This is a genomic window from Mycobacterium toneyamaense (genome assembly GCF_055384815.1).
Genome location: NZ_AP040333.1, coordinates 844,268 through 866,704, shown reverse-complemented (window position 1 = coordinate 866,704; position 22,437 = coordinate 844,268). Strand labels below are relative to the sequence as shown.

The window sequence follows — 22,437 nt, the reverse complement described above, 5'->3', positions numbered from 1 at the left end:
CCTAGTGGCCGTCGTCGTCGACCACGAAATGCGCCTCAGGGTCCTCGTCCGGGTCGAAGGTGACGTGCTCACCGATGCGATCGGTGGTGCCGGATTGATAGGCCTCCGCCGGTGCCGGGGTCATGTCCGGTTCCGGACGTGCCGGCCGGCGTGGTTCGGCGGGTTTGGGCGCGGGTTCAGCATCCGGCTCCGGCGCAGTCTCGGCGGCCGGCTCGAATGCCGGGCCACCGGCGAAGTGCGAGTCGTCGTCCCCGTCCGCCGGGGCGGCCGACACGTCACCGATCAGCTTCTCGGTCACGGGCTCGTCATCGTCGACGACGTCTGCCGCCTCATCTTCGTACGGTTCCTCGTCAACCGGCGGGGCCGGCGCGACGGGTGCCGGCCGGGCCGGACGGCGGGTCAGGCCGCCCGCCATGGCCACCGTGAGACCGCCGATGGAGATGAACCACAGGAAAACCGCAGGCCCGAACGTCGTCTGATCGACGCCGAGCTCACCGAAGTTGCCCAGGCGACCACTGCCTGCGACCGCAAGCAGGACCATCATCACCGCAGCCAGGAGCGACGCCACCGCCAACTTGGCGAATGCAATCGGCCACGGGGCCGGGCGCCGCGAACACTGCTGGCCCACCGCCACGGCCGAGGCCGCCGCGATGATCAGCAGCGCCACCCATACCGGGCCCAGCGGAGGCGACGGCACGGCGGCGAGTACCGGCACGGCGGGCACATCACCGCCGAGCACCGTGAAAGAACTGAACGTGGCCAACCCCACGTGCACGCTCGAACCGACGGCCACCGCGGCGGCGCCGACCATCACGTTCGGGATGTACAGCGCAGACAGCACGGTCAGGCTGAGCTGGCCGAACACCGAATCGGTGATGCCGAAGAGGTCGTGCATGGTCGACCAGTGCACGACCATCGAGCCGACCGCGACCAATCCCGACAGACCGAGCAGCGCCAACACGCCGGCGACGGCCCCGCGCAACGCCTCCGGGAGCCAGTCCGGCAGGTGCGCATCGGTCAGCAGCCGTCCCTGCAGGCGCGAGCCGACACCGATGGCCGCGCCGACCGCGTGCACCGCCAGGACGCAGCCGAATGCCTGGAGGGCACTCGGGGTTTGCAGCTCGGTGAGCACCGACGACGCATCGTGGATCACCGCGATCGCGATCGCCGCGATCAGCAGTGGTCCACCGAGCGCCGACGCGACGATCCACCGGACCACGAACCAGGACGCACCCGGCCGCGTCGCCGCGGCCGTGGTGCGGGCCGTGCCCCAGACCATCGCCAGCAGCGGGGCCAGGGGCATCACGCCGAGCTCGGCGCCGCCGATCGACACCGGGACGCCGTGCACGCCCAGCCACATGCTGGCCATCGCGCCGAACGCGCCGGTCAGGTCGCTGTTGGCGATGACCAGCTGGATCAGCACCAGCGCGGCGATGATCGCCAGGGCGATGCCCGACGGGCCGAACGCAACCCGAAGCAGGTCACGCGCCTGACGCGTACCGACTGGTCGGTTATCCACTAGCTGGGTCACTCCTCGCGAGGTCGTCACTCGCGTGCCGCGAGCGCCCTAGCGATTATGACGAAGCCGGACCCGATTACTGCGGAGCCGGGGGTTGCTGGAAGGTCGTCGTCGGCTCCGAGCCGGATCCCGTCGAGCCCGGAACGCTGGGCGACGAGGTGAACGACGACGATCCGGCCGAGGCCTCGGACGCCGACGGACCCTGGCCCGACGACTGCTGCGGGGACGACGACTGGCCGGCCGACTGCTGCGGCTGACCGAAGGCCGGGAACCCGGTCGGCGGGGTCGGCGGACCCGAGTCGGCGCCGTGCTGCGACGCGCTCTGTGCGCCGGTGTAGCCGCCGATGGGACCGTTCTGGGACTGCGGCTGGTAGCCACCCTGCTGGCCGAAGTGCTGGCCGGTCTGCTGGCCGTACTGCTGCTGAGGCTGCTGGCCGTAGTACTGAGCCTGCGGGTTGTAGCCCTGCGCCGGTCCGCCGTAGTTGTACGGATCGGCCTGCGGACGCGGTGCGGGCGGCTGGATGACGCCGGCGTCCAGCAGCAGCGCCCCGACAGCGCTACCGGCCTGCAGCACCGACAGCGCGAGCACGACATAGAGGCCCCACTCGACCTCGATGCCCTTGGGCGCCTGCACGATCTCGTTGATCACCAGCAGCAGGGCCAGCACCGCGAGGATGGCGACCCACGACTTGAAGCTCTTCTGCTTGGGCAGGAGGCTGACGCCGGCGAGCAGCGCAGCCAGCACGGCGACGACGATCGGCGCCTGGGTCAGGATGCTGCCGGTGCCAGCATCCAGGCCTCCCGCACCCAACTGGGGCGCGAAGTTGAAGCCGAAGATGAGCAGGCCGAGCGCCGCGACCGCGATGGTCAGGTACTCCGGCAGTTTGCTCGGGCCGGCCGGCGCCGCAGGCGCAGCCGGGATCTGCTCGGGCAGACGGTTGAACTGCTGGGTCGGCCCGCCGTACTGGTTGCCGTACTGGCCGGGCTGCTGGGCGGGCGGGTAGCCGGGGTTACCGGGCTGGTACGTCATGACCTCTCCTGTACCTGTCGACTCGACCAACCACGCTAGCGCACTTCACTGAGGTCGCCCCGCATCAGTTCGACCCGCAGTGCACCGCCCTGACCGGCCGCGACGGTCCTGAGCAAACTCGCCGAGCCGTCACGCCGGGACGCGGATCGGCGCCTCCGCGGCGTCCTGTTCCGCCTCCTCGATTTCCCGCACCAACGGCAGCACCTTGGCTCCGAAGTACTCGATCTCCTCCTGGAAATGCAGGAAGCCGCCGAGGATCAGGTCCACGCCCCGTTTGCGGTAGGCAGCAATCCGTTCGGCGATCTGTTCCGGAGTTCCGATCAACTTGGTACGAAAACCGTCGTTGTACTGCACGAGGTCGTCGAAGCTCGAATCCGCCCACATGCCCTTCTTGTCACCGGTGGAGTTGCCGGCCTGCTGCACGGCCTGGCGGAATCCCTCGACGGCGGGCCGGTTGGCCTTCGCGACGATCTCCTTGAGGACCTCTTTCGCCTCTTTCTCGGTGTCGCGCGCGATGATGAATCCGTTCAGCCCGAAGCGGACCTCCCGGGCAACCTGACGGGCGTGGTCGCGGACGTCGACGACTTGCTCGGTCACGCCGTCGAAGTCCTTGCCGTTGGAGAAGTACCAGTCGGCGTAGTAGCCGCCGTTGCGGCGCGCCGCACTCGAGTTGCCGCCCTGGAACAGTTCCGGGTTGGGGCGCTCCGCCGTGTTGAGCGGCTTGGGCTTCAGCGTGAAGTCGTGGATCCGGTAGAAGTCGCCGCGGAAGTCGACGTCGTCCTCGGTCCAGATCTTGCGCAGCACCTGGAGGAATTCGGCGCTGCGGCGGTAGCGCTCGTCGTGTTCCAGCCAGGGCTCGCCCAGGTGCGTGAATTCGTCCTTGAACCAACCGGAGACGACGTTGACGGCGAAACGACCGTTGGAGAGGTGGTCGGCCGTCGCTCCCAGTTTCGCGAGCACCGCCGGCTGCCAGAGGCCGGGGTGAACGGCCGCAATGACTTTCAGCCGTTCCGTTGCCAGGAGCAGCGCGAGGCTGAAGCTCGTCGACTCGTGCTGATATTCGGCGCCGTAGCTGGCCTCGTACCGCACCTGGCTGAGGGCGTACTCGAAGCCGTTGTTCTCTGCGGTCTGCGCGAGCTTCTTGTTGTACTCGTAGTTCCAGTCGGTCCGCTGCTCGATGTCACTGGTCACCAGGCCGCCGCTGACGTTGGGCACCCAGTAGGCGAACTTGACGTGGTCGGCGATGCGTTCGGTCGTCATGGGCCCATGTGAACAAGCAAGCCCAGCCACCGTCGTGGGTAACGTTCGCGATGAAGTTATCTCCGGATCGGTTCACCGGCGCCCAGCGGCTGCACCGTGTCGGAAATTCCCAGGTAATGGGCCCACTTCGGCATTCTTGGCACCCACTCTTGCGCCCCATACTGAAACACGTTCTAATTCACCGTATGGACTACGGGCTCGTACTTTTCACCAGCGACCGCGGCATCAAGCCCGCCGCCGCCGCCAAACTGGCCGACGACCACGGCTTCACCACCTTCTATGTGCCCGAACACACGCACATCCCGATCAAGCGCCAGGCGGCCCACCCCACCACCGGTGACGAGACGCTGCCAGACGACCGCTACATGCGGACGCTGGATCCGTGGGTCGCGCTCGGCTCCGCCGCATCGGTGACGTCGCGGGTGCGGCTGTCGACCGCGGTGGCGCTGCCTGTCGAGCACGACCCGATCACTCTCGCGAAATCGATTGCGACACTGGATCATCTGTCCGGCGGCCGCGTCTCGGTCGGCGTCGGATTCGGTTGGAACACAGACGAACTCCAGGACCACAACGTCCCGCCGGCCCGCCGCCGCACCATGCTGCGCGAGTACCTGGAGGCCATGCGCGCGCTGTGGACCCAGGAAGAAGCCGAGTACGACGGCGAATTCGTGAAGTTCGGTCCGTCGTGGGCCTGGCCGAAGCCGGTCCAGTCGCATGTGCCGATCCTGGTCGGGGCGGCCGGCACCGAGAAGAATTTCAAGTGGATCGCCAAGTCGGCCGACGGCTGGATCACGACACCGCGCGACTTCGACATCGACGAGCCGGTCAAGCTGCTGCAGGACACCTGGGCCGCGGCCGGACGCTCGGGTGCGCCGACCATCGTCGCGCTGGACTTCAAGCCGGACGCCGACAAGTTGGCGCACTGGAAGAAGCTCGGTGTGACCGAGGTGCTGTTCGGGTTGCCGGACAGTGACGAGGCCACCGTGTCGGCGTACGTCGAGAAGCTGGCGAAGAAGTTGAGCGACTTCGGGATCTGAGGTTCTGCCGCGCCGAGATTGACGAATTGGTCGCTAATCTCTTGCAAGAACGACCATTTCGTCGATCTCGGCAACCAAGATCAGGCCATCACAGCCCGATTACCCTCGTCGGTCGAGGTGACGACGATCTTTGCGCCCAGCGGCTCGCCGTCGCACAGCAAGGCCATCAGTTCGGCATCGGTCGTGGTAGCCAGGAACCGGCTCCCGTCGGCGTCAAGGCGCCCGATGATGATGCCCGTGTTGGGAGTCCAGTCGTATCGGACGGTGTAGGTCTCGATGGTCGCGGGGCCGTTCGCATGCTCGGTGACGGCGATCGTCGGCCACGACGCGACCTCTGCGCACAATTCGGCGCTGTTGTCGGCGACCCAATCGGCAGGTTCGGTCGAATAGATGCCGACCGAGAACTTGCTGGCGATGCCGCCGTTCGCGCCCACCAATGCGAATTCGCCTGGGGCTTCCCGCATTCGGGTGACCGCTTCAGCGATGCCATGCAGCGAGTAGTTGTTTCCCGGGCCGCCGAAGTACGGCAGGCCGCCGGTCAATGTCAGACCCCGCGGATCGTCGGTCGCCAGGCCGACGCCGTCACAGATGTTGAACACCGGGAACGGGAAGCAGCTGTACAGGTCGAATGCCGAGACGTCGTCGATTCCAATTCCGGCCACCCGCAACGCTTCCTGCACGGCCAGCACTGATGCCGGGCTGGCACCGACATCGGTACGGTCGAGCAGCTTCTGCTCCTTCATGTCCGCATGACCACGCAAGTAAACCCACTTGGATTCCGGCACACCGAGTTTGCGCGCCGACTCCACGGACATCAGCAATGCGGCCGCACCCATGTTCACTTGGTCGCGGGCCACCATCAGCCGCGGGTAGGGGTCGCAGATCATCCGGTTCTTGTCGGTGACGGTCACCAGCTCGTCGACGGTGCGCTCCACCGGCGCCGACGAATACGGATTCTTGGCCGCGACTTTCGACATCGGGGCGAACAGCTCCCCCATCGCCTGTCGGTAGTCCTGCACGGACAGGCCAAGCCGTGCCCGCCGGGCGTTCTCCAAGAGGCCATACTGCACCGGCGCACCGATCAGCCCGTGCCGGACGGTGTACTCGTCGAAGATGCCGTCGTACCCGTAGCCGCGGTCCTCGAGCTGGCCGTCGATGGTCTCCGAGTGATCGGGCTTGTCATCCCGACCCTTGAAGTAGCGGATGCTGGACGTGTTTTCCGACCCCATGATCATCACGACGTCGGCGCGGCCGGCCACGATCTCGCCGGCGAATTCGGTGATCAGGTGTTGCGGGCTCTGCCCGCCGATGACTTCGAGCACGGCGCGGGCGGGATCAGCGCCGATGCGCTGCGCCACGGAGCGCGGGTAGTTGTTCGATTTGCCGAGCGGCGCCGGAACGTGGCCGGAGATCTCGAACTGCCGGGTGCCCGCGACTGTGTCGATAGCCGCGGCAACTGCGGTGACGTCGGCTCCGGTGTCCTGCAGTGCCGCCTGCGCGGCTGCCGCCGCGAGGTCGACCGAGGACATGCCGCGGTAGTCGGGGTCCTCAAGGCGCTCGGTGAACTGACCGACGCCCACGATCACCGGCGTACGCGGATCGACACCCATTACAAACCTCCAGACAACTGTTAATTCGACAGGCTAACCGATTGGGAGGCGACCGCGCATGACGGGTAGCTGGGCATTTACGCCAGAGCACACGTACAACAATTCAAACGTACAACTATCTAGACGTACAGCTAATTCGACGTACAATTGCCAGATGAATTGGCCCATCAGACCCATGTCCCTCGTGGTCGGCGGCGTCGTCCCGCCCGAGAACGTGGTGGGCCGCGTGCGCGAGCAGCAGGAAATCCTGGCCAGCCTGCCCGACGGTGGCGCTGCTCTCGTCGGCGACCGTCGGCACGGCAAGACGTCCCTGGCCCGACTCGTCGCGCACACCGCGCGGCTGCAGGGCCTGACGGTCGTCTCGGTCAGCGCCGAGCGGCAGACCTATGCCGAGTTCGTCACGGCTCTCGCCGCCGAGCTCGGCCGCGTCGACAACGCCCTGCGCCAGGAGGTCGACCGTTGGAAGGTCGCGGTTGGCACCGGGCCGTTCAAGTTCGAGCGGGTTCGCGCCGACGCCGCTCTCGACGATCTGTTGCAGCGCGCCGTCGCCCGCACCAAGGACGGCCCGTTGGTGCTGTTCATCGACGAGGTCACCGTGCTGGCCCGGAACCTCGAACGCGAAAAGCCGGGCGGCGGAGACGCGTTCCTGCACCTGCTGCGCCGGTTCCGCCAGGAACACTCCGGCCGCCTGGCCACCGTCCTGTCCGGTTCCATTGGCTTCCACCATGTCTCGGAAGACGCGCTCAGTTCGGTCAACGACATCCGCAAGGTCACGGTCGGCCCGATCCGCCACGACCATGCCACTTACCTCGCCGAGTGCCTGCTGCTCGGCGTGAACGTCCGGACCACCGACCGACATCTGGTCGCGGAATCCATTGCGGCGGCGGCAGAGAACGTGCCGTATTACATCCAGCACCTGGTCGCGGGCGCGGCACGAGAAGGGTCCGTCAAACCGGACCGCATCGCGGAGCTACTGTCCGCCGCCATCACCGATCCGCACGATCCCTGGGACCTGCGGCACTACCGCGACCGGCTGCGCAACTACTACGGCGACGACGCCCCTGCCATCGCCGGACTGCTCGACATCTACGCCCATGCCCCAACCCCGTTGAGTGTCAACGCAACACTGCAGTTCCTGAAGACCGAGGGCTCACCCATCACCGATCGCGACCAGTTGGTTTCGTTCATCGAGCGCCTCGAGCAGGACCACTATCTGCGTCGCGTCGGCGACGACGACTGCTTCGCCTCCGGCCTGGTGCAGTCGGCTTGGCGAGCCATGAGGCGGTAGGCCATGACCCACCCTGCGTTCTCACCTGGCACCGTCGACCCCGACGAACTCGACGCCCGCACCGTCGGCCGCGGGCCCCTGCTGAAGCGGTTGACGGATCGCATCGTCAGCTCCGCGCAGGACGGCTCCCGGCCGCACACCTTGCTCATCGCACCTCGCGGCGCTGGTAAGACCCACACGCTTCGGGTCGCGATCCATCGCGCGCTGAAACACCGCAAGGCCGCCAAAGCCACACTGCTGCTGACACTTCCCGAGGACGCCCTGGCCATCGGCAGCTATCCGGACCTGCTCGTCGAACTGCTGCGCACGCAGGGCTCGGAAATACTCGGACGAGCCCAGGAGCTTCGCGGCGACGCACTGGAGCTGGAACGGGAAATCCTCGACCTGGCCGCCGGCCGTATGGTGTTGGTCGCGATCGAAAACGCCGACCGCATCTTCGACGCCATCGGCGAGGCGGGCCAGGGCAGTTTTCGCGCCTGGGTCGAAACATCCACCGCCGTCTTGGTTTTCGCGACGTCTCCGGCGCTGTTCCCGGCAGTCTCGTCCCGCACCCACCCGTGGTACGGCTCGTTCATCATCGAGGAACTACCCGACCTCGCGGACACTGACGTCGCCGAGTTCCTCACGCAGCACGCCCGCGATCGCGGATTGGCCGCGTACGTCGAGACTTCCGAGGGGCGGACCAAGGTCGGCGCGACCGCCCAGATCATCGGCTGGTCACCGCGTAACTGGCAGATCATCGCCGAGACCGTCGACCGCGCCGCACTGGAAAGCGTCACTCCCGCTGCCGACGCGGTATTGGAACAGCTGACGCCGCATTATCAGCAGTTGCTGTGGCAGCTTCCGGCCGGCGAACAACGCCTGATCGTCGAACTGGCCCGCGCCGACGGCGCCCGCACTGTCACCGATCTCTCTGCCGCCGTGGGCATTTCGAACCAGTCGGCGTCAGCGGCGCTGGGCCGCCTCACGGCCGGCGGCTGGGTCCGCGCCGCCAAAGCGGACTCCGGCGACCGTCGCGCCACCTGGTACGACCTCTGCGATCCACTGCTCCGGCACTACGTGCACTACCGCGAGCGCCGCCAGCGCTGACGCGGCCAATGTGCAGCCAGAGCGCCCCACTGCCGGGATCTGCGATCTGTTTGCACACTCGCATCGTCAGCCGCATTCGCGCGAAACACAACAGGCCCCCACCAGAAGGTGGGGGCCTGTTGCGCAGAAAGAAATTACAGCGACTGCAGGATCTCGCGAGCCAGTGCAGCGGTGGCCGACGGGGTCTTGCCGACCTTCACGCCGGCAGCCTCGAGGGCTTCCTGCTTGGCGGCGGCGGTGCCCGACGAGCCCGAGACGATGGCGCCGGCGTGGCCCATGGTCTTGCCCTCCGGAGCGGTGAAGCCCGCGACGTAGCCGACGACCGGCTTGGTGACGTTGGCCTTGATGTAGTCGGCGGCACGCTCTTCGGCGTCGCCACCGATCTCGCCGATCATCACGATGACCTTGGTCTCGGGGTCCTTCTCGAACGCCTCGATGGCGTCGATGTGGGTGGTGCCGATGACCGGGTCGCCGCCGATGCCGATGGCGGTCGAGAAGCCGAAGTCACGCAGCTCGTACATCATCTGGTAGGTCAGGGTGCCGGACTTGGAGACCAGACCGATCGGGCCCTTGCCGGTGATGTTGTTCGGCGTGATGCCGACCAGCGCCTCACCGGGGGTGATGATGCCCGGGCAGTTGGGGCCGATGATGCGGGTCTTCTGACCCTTCTCGACGTTGTAGGCCCACGCGTAGGCGCTGTCCTGCACCGGGATGCCCTCGGTGATGACAACCAGCAGCGGGATCTCGGCGTCGATGGCCTCGATGATGGCGTCCTTCGAGAAGGCCGGCGGCACGAAGGCGATCGACACGTCGGCGCCGGTCTCCTTCATGGCCTCGGCCACCGTGGCGAACACGGGCAGCTCGATGTCGTTGCCGTCCTTGTCGACGTGCGAGACCTTGGTGCCGGCCTTGCGGGCGTTGACGCCACCGACGACCTGGGTGCCGGCCTTCAGCATCAGCTTGGTGTGCTTGGTGCCCTCACCGCCGGTGATGCCCTGGACGATGACCTTGGAATCCTTGTTCAGGAAGATAGACATAAGTTGTTGGCTCCCTTACTTGTTCGCCAGCTCGGCGGCTTTGTCGGCACCGGAGTCCATGGTCTCGGCCTGGATCACCAGCGGGTGGTTGGCCTCGGCCAGGATGCGGCGGCCCTCTTCGACGTTGTTGCCGTCGAGACGGACGACCAGCGGCTTGTTGGCCTCGTCGCCCAGCATTTCCAGGGCCTTGACGATGCCGTTGGCGACGGCGTCACACGCGGTGATGCCACCGAAGACGTTGACGAAGACGCTCTTGACCTGGCTGTCGCCCAGGATGACGTCCAGACCGGCGGCCATCACCTCGGCCGAGGCGCCACCACCGATGTCCAGGAAGTTGGCGGGCTTCACGCCGCCGTGGTTCTCGCCGGCGTACGCGACGACGTCCAGAGTCGACATGACCAGGCCGGCACCGTTACCGATGATGCCGACGGCGCCGTCGAGCTTGACGTAGTTGAGGTCGTGCTCCTTGGCCTTGAGCTCGAGCGGGTCGGTGGCTTCCTTGTCCTCGAACTCGGCGTGGCCGGGCTGACGGAAGTCGGCGTTGGCGTCCAGGGTGACCTTGCCGTCGAGGGCGAGGATCTGGTCGTCGGGGGTGCGAACCAGCGGGTTGACCTCGACCAGGGTGGCGTCCTCGGCGACGAAGACCTCCCACAGCTTCTGGATGGTCACGGCCGCGGCGTCGAGCACCTCGGCGGGCAGGTGGCCCTTCTCGGCGATCTCGCGGGCGAAGGCCAGGTCAACACCCTTGACGGCGTCGACGGGAACCTTGGCGAGACGCTCCGGCTTGGTGGCGGCGACCTCTTCGATCTCCATGCCGCCCTCGACAGAGCACATGGCCAGGTAGGTGCGGTTGGCGCGATCGAGCAGGAAGGAGATGTAGTACTCCTCCGCGATGTCGCTGGCCTCTGCGACGAGCAACTTCTTGACGATGTGGCCCTTGATGTCCAGACCGAGGATGTTCTGCGCGTGCGTGAGGGCGTCCTCCGGGGTGGCGGCGTACTTCACGCCACCGGCCTTGCCACGGCCACCGACCTTGACCTGCGCCTTGATCATGACGGGCTTGCCGATCTCTTCGGCGATCGCCTTGGCGTCATCGGCGGACTCGGTGACCCGGCCCGGTGTAGTAGGGACGTTGTGCTTGGCGAACAGCTCTTTCGCCTGGTACTCGAAGAGATCCATGAGCTCTGAGAAATCCCGTTCTGTCTGCGTTGACGGTTGAATTCACTTCAGCATTGGGCCGCACTGGCTCGCTCGGCACTTTAGCCACGTACTAATGAGTAGCCAGCACCGCCTACTACCCATGTGGTACATCTCACCTGAGAGCAACCAGTGAGGCAAATCACAGTTCCCGGCCAATGACATCTATAGGTTGCCAATCGGTTCTGATTTTCAGTACCGTCATGGGCGGTCTCGGTAACGGTACGGTCACGGAGCAAAGGAATTTTCGGTTGGCTGAGCACGATTCGTCGGTAACTCCCCTCGGAGAGGCGACGAACGCCGGCAACACCGAGAACGCTGCCCGCACCACCATCAAGCTATCCCGCGCTGTGAGCCCTGCTGAAGTGACCGACATCATCCCGTTCAACGAGTTCGGTGACCTGCACGATCTGGACCTCTCCGAGAGCGCGTTCGACCGCGATTCCCGCGTCAACGCCGCCCCCGAGCTCGACGATCTGAACGACACCGACGACGAGACTCCCCTGACGCTGACTGTTCCGGCCGAATTCCGGCAGCCCGAGGGCGCGCAGCGCCTCTCCGCGAGCGCCTACCGCGACAGCCACACCGATACCAGCAACGGTCTCGACGACACGGACGTCATCGATCTGCGCGCGAGCCGTGGCACCCACCGCAAGCCTGAGCCCGTCAACGGCGTGAAGGGCCGCCTGGTCGCCGCCGCCATGGCCGTCGGCGCCACCGCCGCCGCCGGGTACTCGATGATGACCAGCGCCGACCAGCCGACCAGCACGAAGCTGGCCGCCGACCAGGTCGTCCGCGCGGACGGGTCGACCGGATCCTCGGACGGCATCCAGATCGTCAACGTCGAACCCGCCGCCGCGTCCGGCGCGGTGCACGCCCAGGAACTCGCCAACGGCGCGGCGTTCGCGCAGGAACGCGCCGAGCGCGAAGCCCGGCTGGCCCGCCCGCTGTTCGTGATGCCGACCAAGGGCGTGTTCACCTCCGGCTTCGGTTACCGCTGGGGCGCGTTGCACGGCGGTATCGACATCGCCGGCCCGATCGGTACGCCGATCGTCGCCGTCTCCGACGGCGTCGTCGTGGCCGCAGGCCCGACCGCTGGTTACGGCGCGTGGGTCAAGGTCCGTCACTCGGACGGGACCGTCACGCTGTACGGCCACGTCAACACCTGGGTCGTCTCGGTCGGCCAGCGGGTTTTCGCCGGCGACCAGATCGCCACCATCGGCAACCGCGGCAACTCGACCGGCCCGCACTGCCACTTCGAGGTGCTCATGGGCGGCAGCCAGCGCATCGACCCCGTGCCGTGGCTGGCACAGCGTGGCCTGAGCCCGGGTAACTACGTCGGCTGATCCGTGACGGACAACAACGCCGACGGGCCAGCCCAGACGCATTCGTCCGACCCCACCCAATCTTTCGGACGTCACTCTGACGACGAACCCAGAACGGGGTTGATCCGGCGCGCGCCGACGGGAGCCTTTCCCGTCACCGACGCACCGCCCACCAGCATCATCCGCCGCACACCCACTGGTTCGATACCCGTCGTCGACGCTCCTCAAACGAGTGTCATCGAGCCCGCGACCGGTCTCATTTCCGCCGAGCCCGCGACCGGCCTGATCCGGGCCGAGGATGCCCCCGCGACCACGTTCATCCCGGCCTCGGGCCCCGCTCCGGCAGCGGCTCCCGAGTCGGCTCCGACGCCGACACCGAAGCCGCCGCCCGGGCCGTTCGCCGCCTGCGCCACTGCCACGGCGTGCATCTTGAGTGGCTGGGCGACGGCCGTCATCGCCACTTCACTGATCGCCGGGTGGTGGCGCACCGATCCGCTGTTCTGCGTCGCCATCGGCTTCCTCGCCGCCGTCGGCTGCGGCGCCACCATCGGCGGGCAGATCGCCGTCCTGCTGCGGCGCCGCACGGGCCGGGTCGTGGTGGTGGTCGGCGCCTTGGTGACGCTGGTGATCTTCGCCAGTTTGTTCGTCGCCGGGGCCAAACTGCCGCCGATCGTCTACGGCATCCCGGTGCTGCCGGTCGCCAGCATGGTGCTCGCGATGCTGCCCGTTACCGGCCGCTGGTGCACCAAAACCTGACGCGCCGAAGCGAATCCGGCTAAAAATCAGCGAGATCGCACCGTCCGAGTTTCGCGCGCGCCGACGCTAAAGCTTCTGTACCGGAGCGTGGTTGTGCATCAGTTTGACCCGGCCGGAGCTGCCGAAGTCGATGAGCGACATGGCCGATTCGCCGACACCACTGACCTCTTCGACGCGGCCCAGGCCGTACTTGTCGTGCGTGACACGGTCACCCGGTGAGAGCACCACCAGCGGCTTGTTGCGGTTCGGCGCCGGCCGCATGGGCGACGGCCGTCCACCACCGAGACCACCACCCGATCCCCCGGACCCGTAACCCCGCGGCGCCGACAGCGATGGTGGCGGCTCGACGCGACGCCAGTCGATCAGCTCCTGCGGAATCTCCTGCAGAAAGCGCGATTCCGGGTTGAGCATGGGCTGCCCCCACGACGAGCGCACCTTGGCGCGGCTGAGGTACAGCCGCTGGCGGGCCCGGGTGATGCCGACGTACGCCAGCCGGCGTTCCTCGGACAGTTCGGTCGGGTCGCCGAGGGCGCGCATGTGCGGGAACATGCCGTCTTCCCAGCCGGTCACGAAAACCACGGGGAATTCGAGGCCTTTGGCGGTGTGCAGCGTCATCATCGTGACGACGCCGTCGCCGTCCTCGGGGATTTCGTCGGCGTCCGCCACCAGCGAGACCCGTTCCAGGAACGCGGCCAGCGCTCCGGTGTCGGGGACGTCCTCGTCCAGTTCCTCTTCCTGCAAAGCCTGCGCGTTGGCCAGGTCGGTGCTGAATTCGTGTGCGACGCTGACCAATTCGTTCAGGTTGTCGAGCCGCGCCTGGTCCTGCGGGTCGCTGGACGCTTCCAGCTCGCGGCGGTAGCCCGTGCGGTCCAGCACCGTCTCGACCAGGTCACCCAGCTCGCCGTCGAGCCCGCCGCGCAGGCTGTCCATGAGCTCGACGAAACTGGCGATCGCCTTCTCCGAGCGGGAGTTCAGCATCGGCACCCGGCCCTCGGCGGCTGCCTGCAGCGCGTCACTGAAGCTGGCGCCGGTGTTCTCCGCGTACACCGCCACGCAGGCTTCGGCGCGGTCACCGATGCCGCGGCGGGGGGTGTTGAGGATGCGCCGCAGGCTCACCGCGTCGCCCGGGTTGTCCAGCACCCGCAGGTACGCGACGATGTCGCGAATCTCCTTGCGCTCGTAGAAGCGCATGCCCCCGACGACTTTGTACGGGATGCCGGCCCGGATGAAGATGTCCTCCACGGACCGCGACGAGTTGTTGGTGCGGTAGAACACCGCGATGTCGCCATAGCTGTACTTGGTGTCGATACCGCTGCCCTTGGTGGTCAGCGTGTCGATCTCCTCGGCGATGAACCGGGCCTCGTCGTGTTCGTTGTCGGCAACGTAGCCGACGATCAGCTCGCCCTCGCCGGCGTCGGTCCACAGCTTCTTGTCGCGGCGTCCGGCGTTGCGGCTGATGACCCCGTTGGCGGCCGACAGGATGTTCTGCGTGGAACGGTAATTCTGTTCCAGCAGAATGGTTTTCGCATTCGGGAAGTCGCGCTCGAAATCCTCGATGTTGCGGATCGTCGCGCCGCGGAACGCGTAGATGGACTGGTCGGCGTCACCCACGACGCACAGTTCGGCGGGCGGGACGTCATCGGCGCCTTCGGGCGCGTGGTGCCCGACGAGCTCGCGCACCAGCACGTACTGGGCGTGGTTGGTGTCCTGGTACTCGTCGACCAGGATGTGCCGGAAGCGCCGCCGGTAGTACTGCGCGATCTGCGGAAAGCTCTGCAGCACAGCGACCGTCTCGCCGATCAGGTCGTCGAAGTCCATGGCGTTCGCGGCCCGCAGCCGGCGCTGGTATTCGCCGTAGACCTCGGCGACGATCTTCGGCAGGTCCTCGTCGGCCTCCGACGCCTCCGACGCCGCCTGCAGCGGGTCGATCAGTTCGTTCTTCAGGTTCGAGATCGCGGTCGCGAGCATGCGCGGCGAGTACCGCTTGACGTCGAGGCCCAGGTCCTTGCCCACCATCATCAACAACCGGCGCGAGTCGTCGGCGTCGTAGATGGAGAAGTTGGAGTTGAGCCCCGGGAGCAGCGAGGCCTGGTTCCGGAGGATGCGGACGCAGGTGGAGTGGAACGTCGACACCCACATGGACTTGGCGCGGGGGCCGATCAACTGGACGACGCGCTCACGCATCTCGGCGGCGGCCTTGTTGGTGAACGTGATGGCCAGGATCTGGCCGACGCCGACGTCGCGGTTGGCCAGCAGGTAGGCGATGCGCCGGGTCAGCACCGCGGTTTTGCCCGAGCCGGCGCCGGCCACGATCAGCAGCGGCGAACCCTCGTGCAGAACCGCTGCACGCTGCTGCGGGTTGAGGCCGTCCAGAAGCTGATCGATGTCGGGGGCTGTGCTCGTCATATCAGCTCAAACTTACCGCCGGGGTGCGACAAGCCACGCATTTCCCCGGTCGCTTCGGTCGCCTCTTTGCGCTGGCACCGGCCGGGATGGCACACTCGGAACGTGCTCAATGCGCAGCAGCGATTTTTCTACGGGTACCGGACGCCGGTACCCGGGGTTTAGCTGCTTCCCTTCAGCCCCGTGGTCCGCATCCGGATCCGGGGCTCGTTTGTTGTGTGAGGCCTGAATTCGGATGACACCAGAATCCACCAACAGCGAGGACACCATGTCGACCGAAACTGAACTCCCCAACATCGACGAGCTCCGCCTGGAGATCGACGAGCTGGACGCCACCATCCTGGCGGCCGTCGCCCGTCGCACCGAGGTCTCCAAGATGATCGGCAAGGCCCGCATGGCCTCCGGCGGCACCCGGCTGGTGCACAGCCGCGAGATGAAGGTCATCGAGCGCTACAGCGAGCTGGGCCCCGAGGGCAAAGACCTCGCCATGCTGCTGCTGCGTCTCGGCCGCGGCCGCCTCGGCCACTGACCTCCGCTCACTGACCAAACTTCCCGCACCAAACTTCCCGCGAGCGGCCGTGTCTGTACGGCGACACACCGACTTCGGTGTGTGCTTTGCGCACGTTGGCGCCTGGTGAGCGGCCGTGTCTGTACGGCGACACACCGACTTCGGTGTGTGCTTTGCGCACCCTCGCGGCCGGTGAGCGGCCCCATTTGTACAAGCAACCACGGCGTGTTGCGTACAGACACGGCCGCTCGCGCCAAGGGTGAGGGGCGTCAGGGAGTCAGGGCGATGTACTTGGTGTCGAGGTATTCCTCGATACCTTCGGTGCCGCCTTCGCGGCCGAAGCCTGACGACTTCACCCCGCCGAACGGCGCCGCCGGGTCCGAGATGACACCCCGGTTGACGCCGACCATGCCGGACTCCAGCGCCTCGGACACCCGCAGCGCCCGGTCGAGCGATTGCGTGTAGATGTAGGCCGCCAGACCGTACTCGGTGTCGTTGGCCGCGGCGATCGCCTCGTCCTCGGTGTCGAATCCCGTCACGGGAGCGACGGGCCCGAACACCTCCTCCCGCAGGATGCGGGCATCGGCAGGGACGTCCGCCAGGACCGTCGCGGGATAGAAGTAGCCCGGACCGCCCGGGGCCGTGCCGCCGACGGCGACGGTCGCGCCGCGCGACACCGCGTCGGACACCAGGTCGGTGACGGTGCCGAGCTGCTTGGCGTTGATCAGCGGGCCGAGCGTCGCGTTCTCGTCCAGACCGTTGCCGAGCGTGAACTCGCTCATCCGCTGCACCAGCTTCGTGGTGAACTCCTGCCGCACCGCGTTGGCGACGTGGAAGCGGTTGGCCGCCGTACAGGCCTCGCCGCCGTTGCGCATCTTGGCGAGGATCGCGCCGTCGACGGCGGCATCGACGTCGGCGTCGTCGAACACCACGAACGGCGCGTTGCCGCCGAGTTCCATCGACATGCGCAGCAGCTTCTCGCCGCCCTGCTGCACCAGCGCCCGGCCGACGCCCGTCGACCCGGTGAAGGTCAGCTTGCGCAGCCGGCCGTCGTTGATCAGCGCGGCGGTCAGTTCACCCGGACTGGTGGTCGGCAGCACGGACAGCACGCCCTTGGGCAGCCCGGCGTCGGCCATCAGCAACATGGTCAGCGGGGTTTCGGCGGCGGGCTTGACCACCATGGTGCAGCCGGCCGCCAGGGCCGGGCCGATCTTGCGGGTGCCCATGGCCAGCGGGAAGTTCCACGGTGTCACCGCGTAGCACGGGCCGACGGGCGACTTGGTGACGACGATGCGCCCGGTACCTGCCGGGCTGGGGGTGTAGCGGCCGCCGATGCGGACGGCCTCTTCGGCGAACCAGCGGAAGAACTCGGCGCCGTACTTGACCTCGCCGCGGCTCTCGGCGAGCACCTTGCCCATCTCGAGCGTCATCAGCGTGGCGAGATCCTCGGCGCGGGCGGTGATGGTCTCGAACACCGACCGCAGGATTTCGCCGCGCTCACGGGGCGGGGTTGCCGCCCACTCCTTTTCGACGGCCGCCGCGGCGTCGAGTGCGGCGATGCCGTCCTGCTGCGCGGCGTCGGCGACGCGGGCGATGACATCCTCGGTAGCGGGGTTGAGCACTTCGAACGTGGATTGACCGGCGCGCTCCTCACCGCCGATCCAGAGGCCAGTTGGGACAGACGACAACAGCGCGGCGATGTCCATACACCCATCATGTACGGCGGCGTTTCCTACGTCACACTAGGGTTTGAGGCATGGCTGATCAGACTCCCGCTGCCGACATCACGACCACCTCAGCCTGGGAGGCGCTCACCGCGCACCATGCCGCGGTCGAGGCGACCACGCTGCGCGAGCTGTTCGCCGACGATCCGGACCGCGGCCGCGAGCTGACGCTGACCGTCGGCGACCTGTACATCGACTACAGTAAGCACCGCGTGACCAGGGAAACCCGTGCGCTGCTGCTCGATCTGGCCCGCGCGGCCGGCCTGGAGGAGCGGCGCGACGCCATGTTCGCCGGTGAGCACATCAACACCTCCGAGGACCGCGCCGTGCTGCACACCGCGCTGCGGCTGCCGCGCGGCGCCTCGCTGGTGGTCGACGGCCAGGACGTCGTCGCCGACGTGCACTCCGTGCTCGATGAGATGGGCACCTTCACCGACCGGCTGCGCAGTGGTGAGTGGACCGGAGCCACCGGTCAGCGCATCACGACCGTCGTCAACATCGGTATCGGTGGCTCCGATCTGGGCCCGGTCATGGTGGACCAGGCCCTGCGCCACTACGCCGATGCGGGCATCACGGCGCGGTTCGTGTCGAACGTCGACCCGGCCGACCTGGTGGCCAAGCTCGACGGACTCGACCCTGCCACAACGCTTTTCATCGTCGCCTCCAAGACGTTCTCGACGTTGGAGACGCTGACGAACGCCACTGCCGCCCGGCGCTGGCTCGTCGCCGCGCTCGGTGATGACGCTGTCGCCAAGCACTTCGTCGCGGTGTCGACCAACGCAAAACTGGTGTCCGAGTTCGGCATCGACACCGCGAACATGTTCGGTTTCTGGGACTGGGTCGGCGGCCGCTACTCGGTGGACAGCGCCATCGGGCTCTCGGTGATGGCCGTCATCGGGAAGGAACGGTTCGGCGAATTCCTGGCCGGCTTCCATCTGGTCGACGAGCACTTCCGCACCGCGCCGCTGGAGGCGAACGCGCCGGCGCTGCTCGGGCTCATCGGCCTGTGGTACTCGGATTTCTTTGGCGCACAAGCGCGTGCGGTGCTCCCCTACTCCAATGACATGGCCCGGTTCGCCGCCTACCTGCAGCAGCTGACCATGGAGTCCAATGGCAAGTCGGTCCGTGCCGATGGCACGCCGGTGAGCACCGACACCGGCGAAATCTTCTGGGGCGAGCCGGGAACCAACGGCCAGCACGCCTTCTACCAACTACTGCACCAGGGCACCCGGCTCGTGCCGGCGGACTTCATCGGCTTCAGCGAGCCGACCGACGATCTGCCCACCGCCGACGGCACCGGCAGCATGCACGACCTGCTGATGAGCAACTTCTTCGCCCAGACTCAGGTGCTCGCCTTCGGCAAGACCGCCGAAGAGATCGCCGCCGAAGGTACGCCGGCCGACGTCGTCCCCCACAAGGTGATGCCCGGAAACCGGCCCACCACTTCGATTTTGGCGACCAAGCTGACGCCGTCGGTGGTCGGTCAGCTGATCGCGCTGTACGAGCACCAGGTCTTCACCGAAGGCGTCATCTGGGGCATCGACTCGTTCGATCAGTGGGGCGTCGAACTCGGCAAGACCCAGGCCAAGGCCCTGCTGCCGGTCATCACGTCCGAGGCCGCGCCGGCCCCACAGTCCGACAGCTCGACCGATGCCCTGGTGCGTCGCTACCGCGCCGAACGCGGCCGCGTTTCCTAGGGATTTGTGCACGATTTTCCGCGGCCGGCGCGGAAAATCGTGCACAAATCGCTCAGGCGAAGTACTTGGTGAAGCGCGGCGGCATCAGCTTCATCACCTCGACCAGCGGCCACCACGGCCAGCCGGGGACGACGGCGCGGCCCTTCTCGTTCTCGATGGCTTCGACCATGGCCTTCACGCCGGTCTCGTTGTCGACCATGAGCATGGTGGAGTTGGATTTGGCGGTCATCTCGGACTCGATGTAGCCGGGCTCCAGAACGGTGACCTTGATCGGACCGGACGGATACTCGGCGCGCAGCGACTCACCGAGCGACGTGACGCCGGCCTTGCTCGCGGCGTAGGCCGCCTTGTGCCCGGGCACGCCGACGTTGCCGAGCACCGACGACACCAGCACCAGGTGGCCCCGCCCCGCGGCCTTGAACATCTCGAGCGCCGTCTCGATCTGCACCAGCGCCGCAACGAGATTCGTCTCGATGGTCGCCTTGTTGGCCCACAACTTGCCGCCACCGAGCGGGTAGCCCTTGCCGATTCCGGCGTTGACGATGACGCAGTCGATGCCGCCGAGTTGGTCGGACAGGTCCTCGAAAACCTTGGGCACCTGATCGTGGTCGTTGACGTCCAGCGCCGCGATGGCGACGGTCACGCCGGGATACTGCGCCGTCAGTTCGGCCTTGAGTTCTTCGAGGTTGTCCAGCCGGCGGGCACACAGTGCCAGGTCGCGGCCCTTGGCGGCGAACTGCCGGGCCATACCGGCGCCCAGGCCCGAGCTCGCTCCGGTGATGAGAATCTTCTGCCGAGTCATGCCCTGCAGCGTAACCAACTCGACACGTGTCAAGAAAGGCCGCGGGTGCAAGATCGAGGTATGAAGCTCGCCGCCCTGTTGGTCGCCGTCGTGGGCATGACGTCGGCGCCCCTCGCCTACGCCGACGACGATCCGCTGTTTCGGTTGGTCGACGCCGCCGCCCAGCGGCTGCAGACCGCCGACGCGGTGGCCGCGGTCAAGTGGCTCAAGGGCGGCTCGATCGAGGATCCCGCGCGGGTCGATCAGGTGCTGAAAGCGGTCGCCGCGCAGGCCACCGCGTCAGGCGCCGACCCGGTGTTCGTGCAGCAGGTGTTCACCGACCAGATTCACGCCACCGAGGGCATCGAGTATCTGCGGTTCAGCCAATGGAAGTTCGATCCGGCGACGGCTCCCACGACGGCACCTGATCTGTCCGAATCACGCACTGCGATAGACGGTTTCAATCGCACCATGGTCGCGGAGCTGGCGGCACAACGAGGAGTCCTGCACGGCCCGGGCTGCGCCGCCGCACTCGACGCCGCCCGAGCACAGGTGGTGACGAACCAGCACCTCGACCCGCTCTACCAGCAGGCGCTCACAGCAGCGACCAGGAACTACTGCAACTGAATCACTTGAGTAGCTTCGACATGCGCCGGTCGGCCAGCACCTTGCCACCGGTCTGACACGTCGCACAGTACTGAAAAGACTTGTCCGCGAAGGACACCTCACGGACCGTGTCGCCGCAGACCGGGCACGGCAATCCGGTGCGGGCATGGACCCGAAGCCCGGAGCGCTTCTCCCCCTTGAGGGCTGCCGCTCCTTGTCCGACCGAACGGGTCACGGCATCGGTGAGCACCGAGATCATCGCGTCATGCAGAGTCGCCAACTGCTCCGCGGTCAGCTTGCCCGCGGTCGCGAACGGCGAAAGCTTGGCCACATGCAGGATTTCGTCGCTGTAGGCGTTGCCGATCCCGGCGATGGTCCGTTGATCGGTGATGACGTTCTTGATCCGGCCGGTGTTCCCGGCCAGCACCGCGCCCAGTTCGGCCGGGCCGAGCGATAACGCGTCCGGTCCCAACGTGGCGATCTGCGGCACGGCCAGCGGATCGTTCACCAGCCAGACCGCCAGCCGCTTCTGCGTTCCCGCCTCGGTCAGGTCGAAACCCGGTGCCTCACCGGGCTTTCCGAGGTGCACCCGCAGCGCGATCGGCCCCTTGCCCGGCTTCAGCGGTGCGGCCGCCAGCTTCTCCGACCAGCGCAGCCAACCGGCGCGTGACAGGTGGGTGATCAGGTGCAGATCGCCGACCTGCAGCCCGAGGTACTTGCCCCAGCGGTTGGCGCCCGTCACTTCCTTGCCGTACAGCGCCGTCGGCGGCGGGTCGAAGGTCTTGAGCACGGACAGAGCGGAGACGTCGACACGGCCCACCGGCAGTCCGACCGCATGACGACGCAGGTGATCGGCGAGCGCCTCGACCTCGGGAAGTTCCGGCATGGGTTCAGGCTAGCGACTGGATGTACCGCATGCTGTACACATGGCAGACCGCTCGGCACCCGCCCCGGCCACCAATCCGCTGCGACGCATGCTGGTCATGAATGCCGTACCGCGCCGCTGGCCGTTCGCGCTACGGGCCTCGTTCTGCATGATGGTGCCGATTCTCGTGGGGTGGGCGGCCGGTGACGTATCGGCCGGGCTCGTCGCCACCATCGGTGGCTTCACCTCGCTGTACGGCAGCGGGCGGCCGTATCTCAACCGGGCGATGTATCTCGGCGCCATCGCCATCTCGTTCGCGGTGGTCGTGGCACTCGGCGATTGGGCGGCCGCAACCCCGTGGTCGGCCGTGCTGGTGGTGACCGTGATCGCGATGGTCGCCGTCCTGATCTGCCAGGCCCTGTCCGTCGGTCCGCCCGGCGCCTACATGCCCGTGCTGGCGTGCGCGGCGGCAGTCGGGATTGCCACCCAGCACTTGAGTCCGTGGCGGCTGGGTGCGCTCGTACTGGCCGGCGGCGCGTTCGCCTGGATGGTGCACATGGCCGGAGTACTGGTCCGCCCGCGCGCGCCGGAACGTGCCGCGGTCGCCGGCGCCGCCGAAGCGGTGGCCACCTACATCGAAACCTCGTCACCCGATGCCCGGCACCGCGCCGCGCAGCTTCTGCACGAAGCCTGGATCACGCTGGT

Annotated in this window: 18 protein-coding genes and 1 pseudogene; 8 read left to right on the top strand and 11 right to left on the bottom strand. The window is 67.2% G+C overall.

Going from position 1 to position 22,437, the window contains the following annotated elements:
* Position 1 precedes the first annotated feature (1 nt).
* The 3 genes from ACZ5IQ_RS04115 to sfnG all read right to left on the bottom strand — a co-directional run bounded on the left by ACZ5IQ_RS04115 (position 2) and on the right by sfnG (position 3,809).
* Positions 2-1,519, bottom strand: a complete 1,518-nt coding sequence (locus ACZ5IQ_RS04115; protein WP_073694329.1) for a cell division protein PerM — start codon at positions 1,517-1,519, stop codon at positions 2-4.
* 76 nt (positions 1,520-1,595) lie between these two features.
* Positions 1,596-2,549, bottom strand: a complete 954-nt coding sequence (locus ACZ5IQ_RS04110) for a DUF5336 domain-containing protein (protein ID WP_073694328.1) — start codon at positions 2,547-2,549, stop codon at positions 1,596-1,598.
* A gap of 129 nt (positions 2,550-2,678) precedes the next feature.
* Positions 2,679-3,809 (bottom strand): dimethylsulfone monooxygenase SfnG, encoded by a 1,131-nt coding sequence (gene sfnG / locus ACZ5IQ_RS04105; protein WP_212812982.1) that lies wholly within the window; start codon positions 3,807-3,809, stop codon positions 2,679-2,681.
* 185 nt (positions 3,810-3,994) lie between these two features.
* Here sfnG and ACZ5IQ_RS04100 point away from each other — a divergent pair, with 185 nt between their 5' ends.
* Positions 3,995-4,846, top strand: coding sequence for an LLM class F420-dependent oxidoreductase (locus ACZ5IQ_RS04100; protein ID WP_212812984.1), 852 nt, complete (start codon positions 3,995-3,997; stop codon positions 4,844-4,846).
* 80 nt (positions 4,847-4,926) lie between these two features.
* Here the strand turns inward: ACZ5IQ_RS04100 and ACZ5IQ_RS04095 are convergent, their stop codons facing one another.
* Positions 4,927-6,456, bottom strand: coding sequence for an acetyl-CoA acetyltransferase (locus ACZ5IQ_RS04095; RefSeq protein ID WP_212812986.1), 1,530 nt, complete (start codon positions 6,454-6,456; stop codon positions 4,927-4,929).
* A gap of 175 nt (positions 6,457-6,631) precedes the next feature.
* On the opposite strand from ACZ5IQ_RS04095, the gene ACZ5IQ_RS04090 reads away from it, so the two are divergent.
* Positions 6,632-7,744 carry an ATP-binding protein gene (locus ACZ5IQ_RS04090; protein WP_346416180.1) on the top strand — a complete coding sequence of 371 codons (1,113 nt, stop codon included), beginning with the start codon at positions 6,632-6,634 and terminating at the stop codon, positions 7,742-7,744.
* Between the two features lie 3 nt (positions 7,745-7,747).
* Positions 7,748-8,833 carry a MarR family transcriptional regulator gene (locus tag ACZ5IQ_RS04085; RefSeq protein WP_346416131.1) on the top strand — a complete coding sequence of 362 codons (1,086 nt, stop codon included), beginning with the start codon at positions 7,748-7,750 and terminating at the stop codon, positions 8,831-8,833.
* Positions 8,834-8,967: 134 nt separating this feature from the next.
* Here ACZ5IQ_RS04085 and sucD read toward each other — a convergent pair whose 3' ends face one another.
* Together sucD and sucC are read right to left on the bottom strand one after the other, a co-directional pair.
* On the bottom strand, positions 8,968-9,870 hold the full coding sequence (sucD, locus tag ACZ5IQ_RS04080; protein ID WP_020099021.1) for a succinate--CoA ligase subunit alpha: 903 nt from the start codon (positions 9,868-9,870) through the stop codon (positions 8,968-8,970).
* Positions 9,871-9,885: 15 nt separating this feature from the next.
* Entirely contained in the window at positions 9,886-11,049 is a 1,164-nt protein-coding gene (sucC, locus tag ACZ5IQ_RS04075; protein WP_060999384.1) for an ADP-forming succinate--CoA ligase subunit beta, read from the bottom strand.
* A gap of 269 nt (positions 11,050-11,318) precedes the next feature.
* Between sucC and ACZ5IQ_RS04070 the strand changes: the two genes are divergently transcribed.
* On the top strand, positions 11,319-12,413 hold the full coding sequence (locus ACZ5IQ_RS04070) for a M23 family metallopeptidase (protein ID WP_133426604.1): 1,095 nt from the start codon (positions 11,319-11,321) through the stop codon (positions 12,411-12,413).
* Positions 12,414-12,416: 3 nt separating this feature from the next.
* Positions 12,417-13,148 (top strand): hypothetical protein, encoded by a 732-nt coding sequence (locus ACZ5IQ_RS04065; RefSeq protein ID WP_371824515.1) that lies wholly within the window; start codon positions 12,417-12,419, stop codon positions 13,146-13,148.
* 66 nt (positions 13,149-13,214) lie between these two features.
* On the opposite strand, the gene pcrA is transcribed toward ACZ5IQ_RS04065, so the two are convergent.
* Positions 13,215-15,554 carry a DNA helicase PcrA gene (pcrA, locus tag ACZ5IQ_RS04060; RefSeq protein ID WP_073694320.1) on the bottom strand — a complete coding sequence of 780 codons (2,340 nt, stop codon included), beginning with the start codon at positions 15,552-15,554 and terminating at the stop codon, positions 13,215-13,217.
* Positions 15,555-15,786: 232 nt separating this feature from the next.
* Between pcrA and ACZ5IQ_RS04055 the strand changes: the two genes are divergently transcribed.
* On the top strand, positions 15,787-16,080 hold the full coding sequence (locus ACZ5IQ_RS04055) for a chorismate mutase (protein WP_212812993.1): 294 nt from the start codon (positions 15,787-15,789) through the stop codon (positions 16,078-16,080).
* 248 nt (positions 16,081-16,328) lie between these two features.
* Here ACZ5IQ_RS04055 and ACZ5IQ_RS04050 read toward each other — a convergent pair whose 3' ends face one another.
* Positions 16,329-17,765 (bottom strand): NAD-dependent succinate-semialdehyde dehydrogenase, encoded by a 1,437-nt coding sequence (locus ACZ5IQ_RS04050; RefSeq protein WP_212812995.1) that lies wholly within the window; start codon positions 17,763-17,765, stop codon positions 16,329-16,331.
* Between the two features lie 50 nt (positions 17,766-17,815).
* On the opposite strand from ACZ5IQ_RS04050, the gene pgi reads away from it, so the two are divergent.
* Positions 17,816-19,480: a glucose-6-phosphate isomerase gene (gene pgi / locus ACZ5IQ_RS04045; protein ID WP_212812997.1), complete on the top strand. Its 1,665-nt coding sequence runs from the start codon at positions 17,816-17,818 to the stop codon at positions 19,478-19,480.
* A 52-nt stretch (positions 19,481-19,532) separates the two neighbouring features.
* Here the strand turns inward: pgi and ACZ5IQ_RS04040 are convergent, their stop codons facing one another.
* On the bottom strand, positions 19,533-20,282 hold the full coding sequence (locus ACZ5IQ_RS04040; protein WP_212812999.1) for an SDR family oxidoreductase: 750 nt from the start codon (positions 20,280-20,282) through the stop codon (positions 19,533-19,535).
* Positions 20,283-20,342: 60 nt separating this feature from the next.
* Between ACZ5IQ_RS04040 and ACZ5IQ_RS04035 the strand changes: the two genes are divergently transcribed.
* Positions 20,343-20,888, top strand: a complete 546-nt coding sequence (locus tag ACZ5IQ_RS04035) for a chorismate mutase (protein WP_212813001.1) — start codon at positions 20,343-20,345, stop codon at positions 20,886-20,888.
* A gap of 1 nt (position 20,889) precedes the next feature.
* Here ACZ5IQ_RS04035 and ACZ5IQ_RS04030 read toward each other — a convergent pair whose 3' ends face one another.
* Both ACZ5IQ_RS04030 and ACZ5IQ_RS04025 read right to left on the bottom strand, forming a co-directional pair.
* The gene (locus ACZ5IQ_RS04030) at positions 20,890-21,363 is read right to left on the bottom strand and encodes a zinc finger domain-containing protein (RefSeq protein WP_464481417.1); all 474 of its coding nucleotides are present in this window, start codon (positions 21,361-21,363) and stop codon (positions 20,890-20,892) included.
* Between the two features lie 147 nt (positions 21,364-21,510).
* Positions 21,511-21,753 (bottom strand): annotated as a pseudogene (locus ACZ5IQ_RS04025) (DNA-formamidopyrimidine glycosylase family protein); the annotation flags it as partial.
* Between the last annotated feature and the right edge of the window lie 684 nt (positions 21,754-22,437).

Coding starts and splice junctions, on each gene's coding strand:
- ACZ5IQ_RS04110 (WP_073694328.1), bottom strand. CDS start 2,549: ATGACGTACCAGCCCGGTAACCCCGGCTACCCGCCCGCCCAGCAGCCC.
- sfnG (WP_212812982.1), bottom strand. CDS start 3,809: ATGACGACCGAACGCATCGCCGACCACGTCAAGTTCGCCTACTGGGTG.
- ACZ5IQ_RS04100 (WP_212812984.1), top strand. CDS start 3,995: ATGGACTACGGGCTCGTACTTTTCACCAGCGACCGCGGCATCAAGCCC.
- ACZ5IQ_RS04095 (WP_212812986.1), bottom strand. CDS start 6,456: ATGGGTGTCGATCCGCGTACGCCGGTGATCGTGGGCGTCGGTCAGTTC.
- ACZ5IQ_RS04090 (WP_346416180.1), top strand. CDS start 6,632: ATGTCCCTCGTGGTCGGCGGCGTCGTCCCGCCCGAGAACGTGGTGGGC.
- ACZ5IQ_RS04085 (WP_346416131.1), top strand. CDS start 7,748: ATGACCCACCCTGCGTTCTCACCTGGCACCGTCGACCCCGACGAACTC.
- sucD (WP_020099021.1), bottom strand. CDS start 9,870: ATGTCTATCTTCCTGAACAAGGATTCCAAGGTCATCGTCCAGGGCATC.
- sucC (WP_060999384.1), bottom strand. CDS start 11,049: ATGGATCTCTTCGAGTACCAGGCGAAAGAGCTGTTCGCCAAGCACAAC.
- pcrA (WP_073694320.1), bottom strand. CDS start 15,554: ATGACGAGCACAGCCCCCGACATCGATCAGCTTCTGGACGGCCTCAAC.
- ACZ5IQ_RS04055 (WP_212812993.1), top strand. CDS start 15,787: ATGACACCAGAATCCACCAACAGCGAGGACACCATGTCGACCGAAACT.
- ACZ5IQ_RS04050 (WP_212812995.1), bottom strand. CDS start 17,765: ATGGACATCGCCGCGCTGTTGTCGTCTGTCCCAACTGGCCTCTGGATC.
- pgi (WP_212812997.1), top strand. CDS start 17,816: ATGGCTGATCAGACTCCCGCTGCCGACATCACGACCACCTCAGCCTGG.
- ACZ5IQ_RS04040 (WP_212812999.1), bottom strand. CDS start 20,282: ATGACTCGGCAGAAGATTCTCATCACCGGAGCGAGCTCGGGCCTGGGC.
- ACZ5IQ_RS04035 (WP_212813001.1), top strand. CDS start 20,343: ATGAAGCTCGCCGCCCTGTTGGTCGCCGTCGTGGGCATGACGTCGGCG.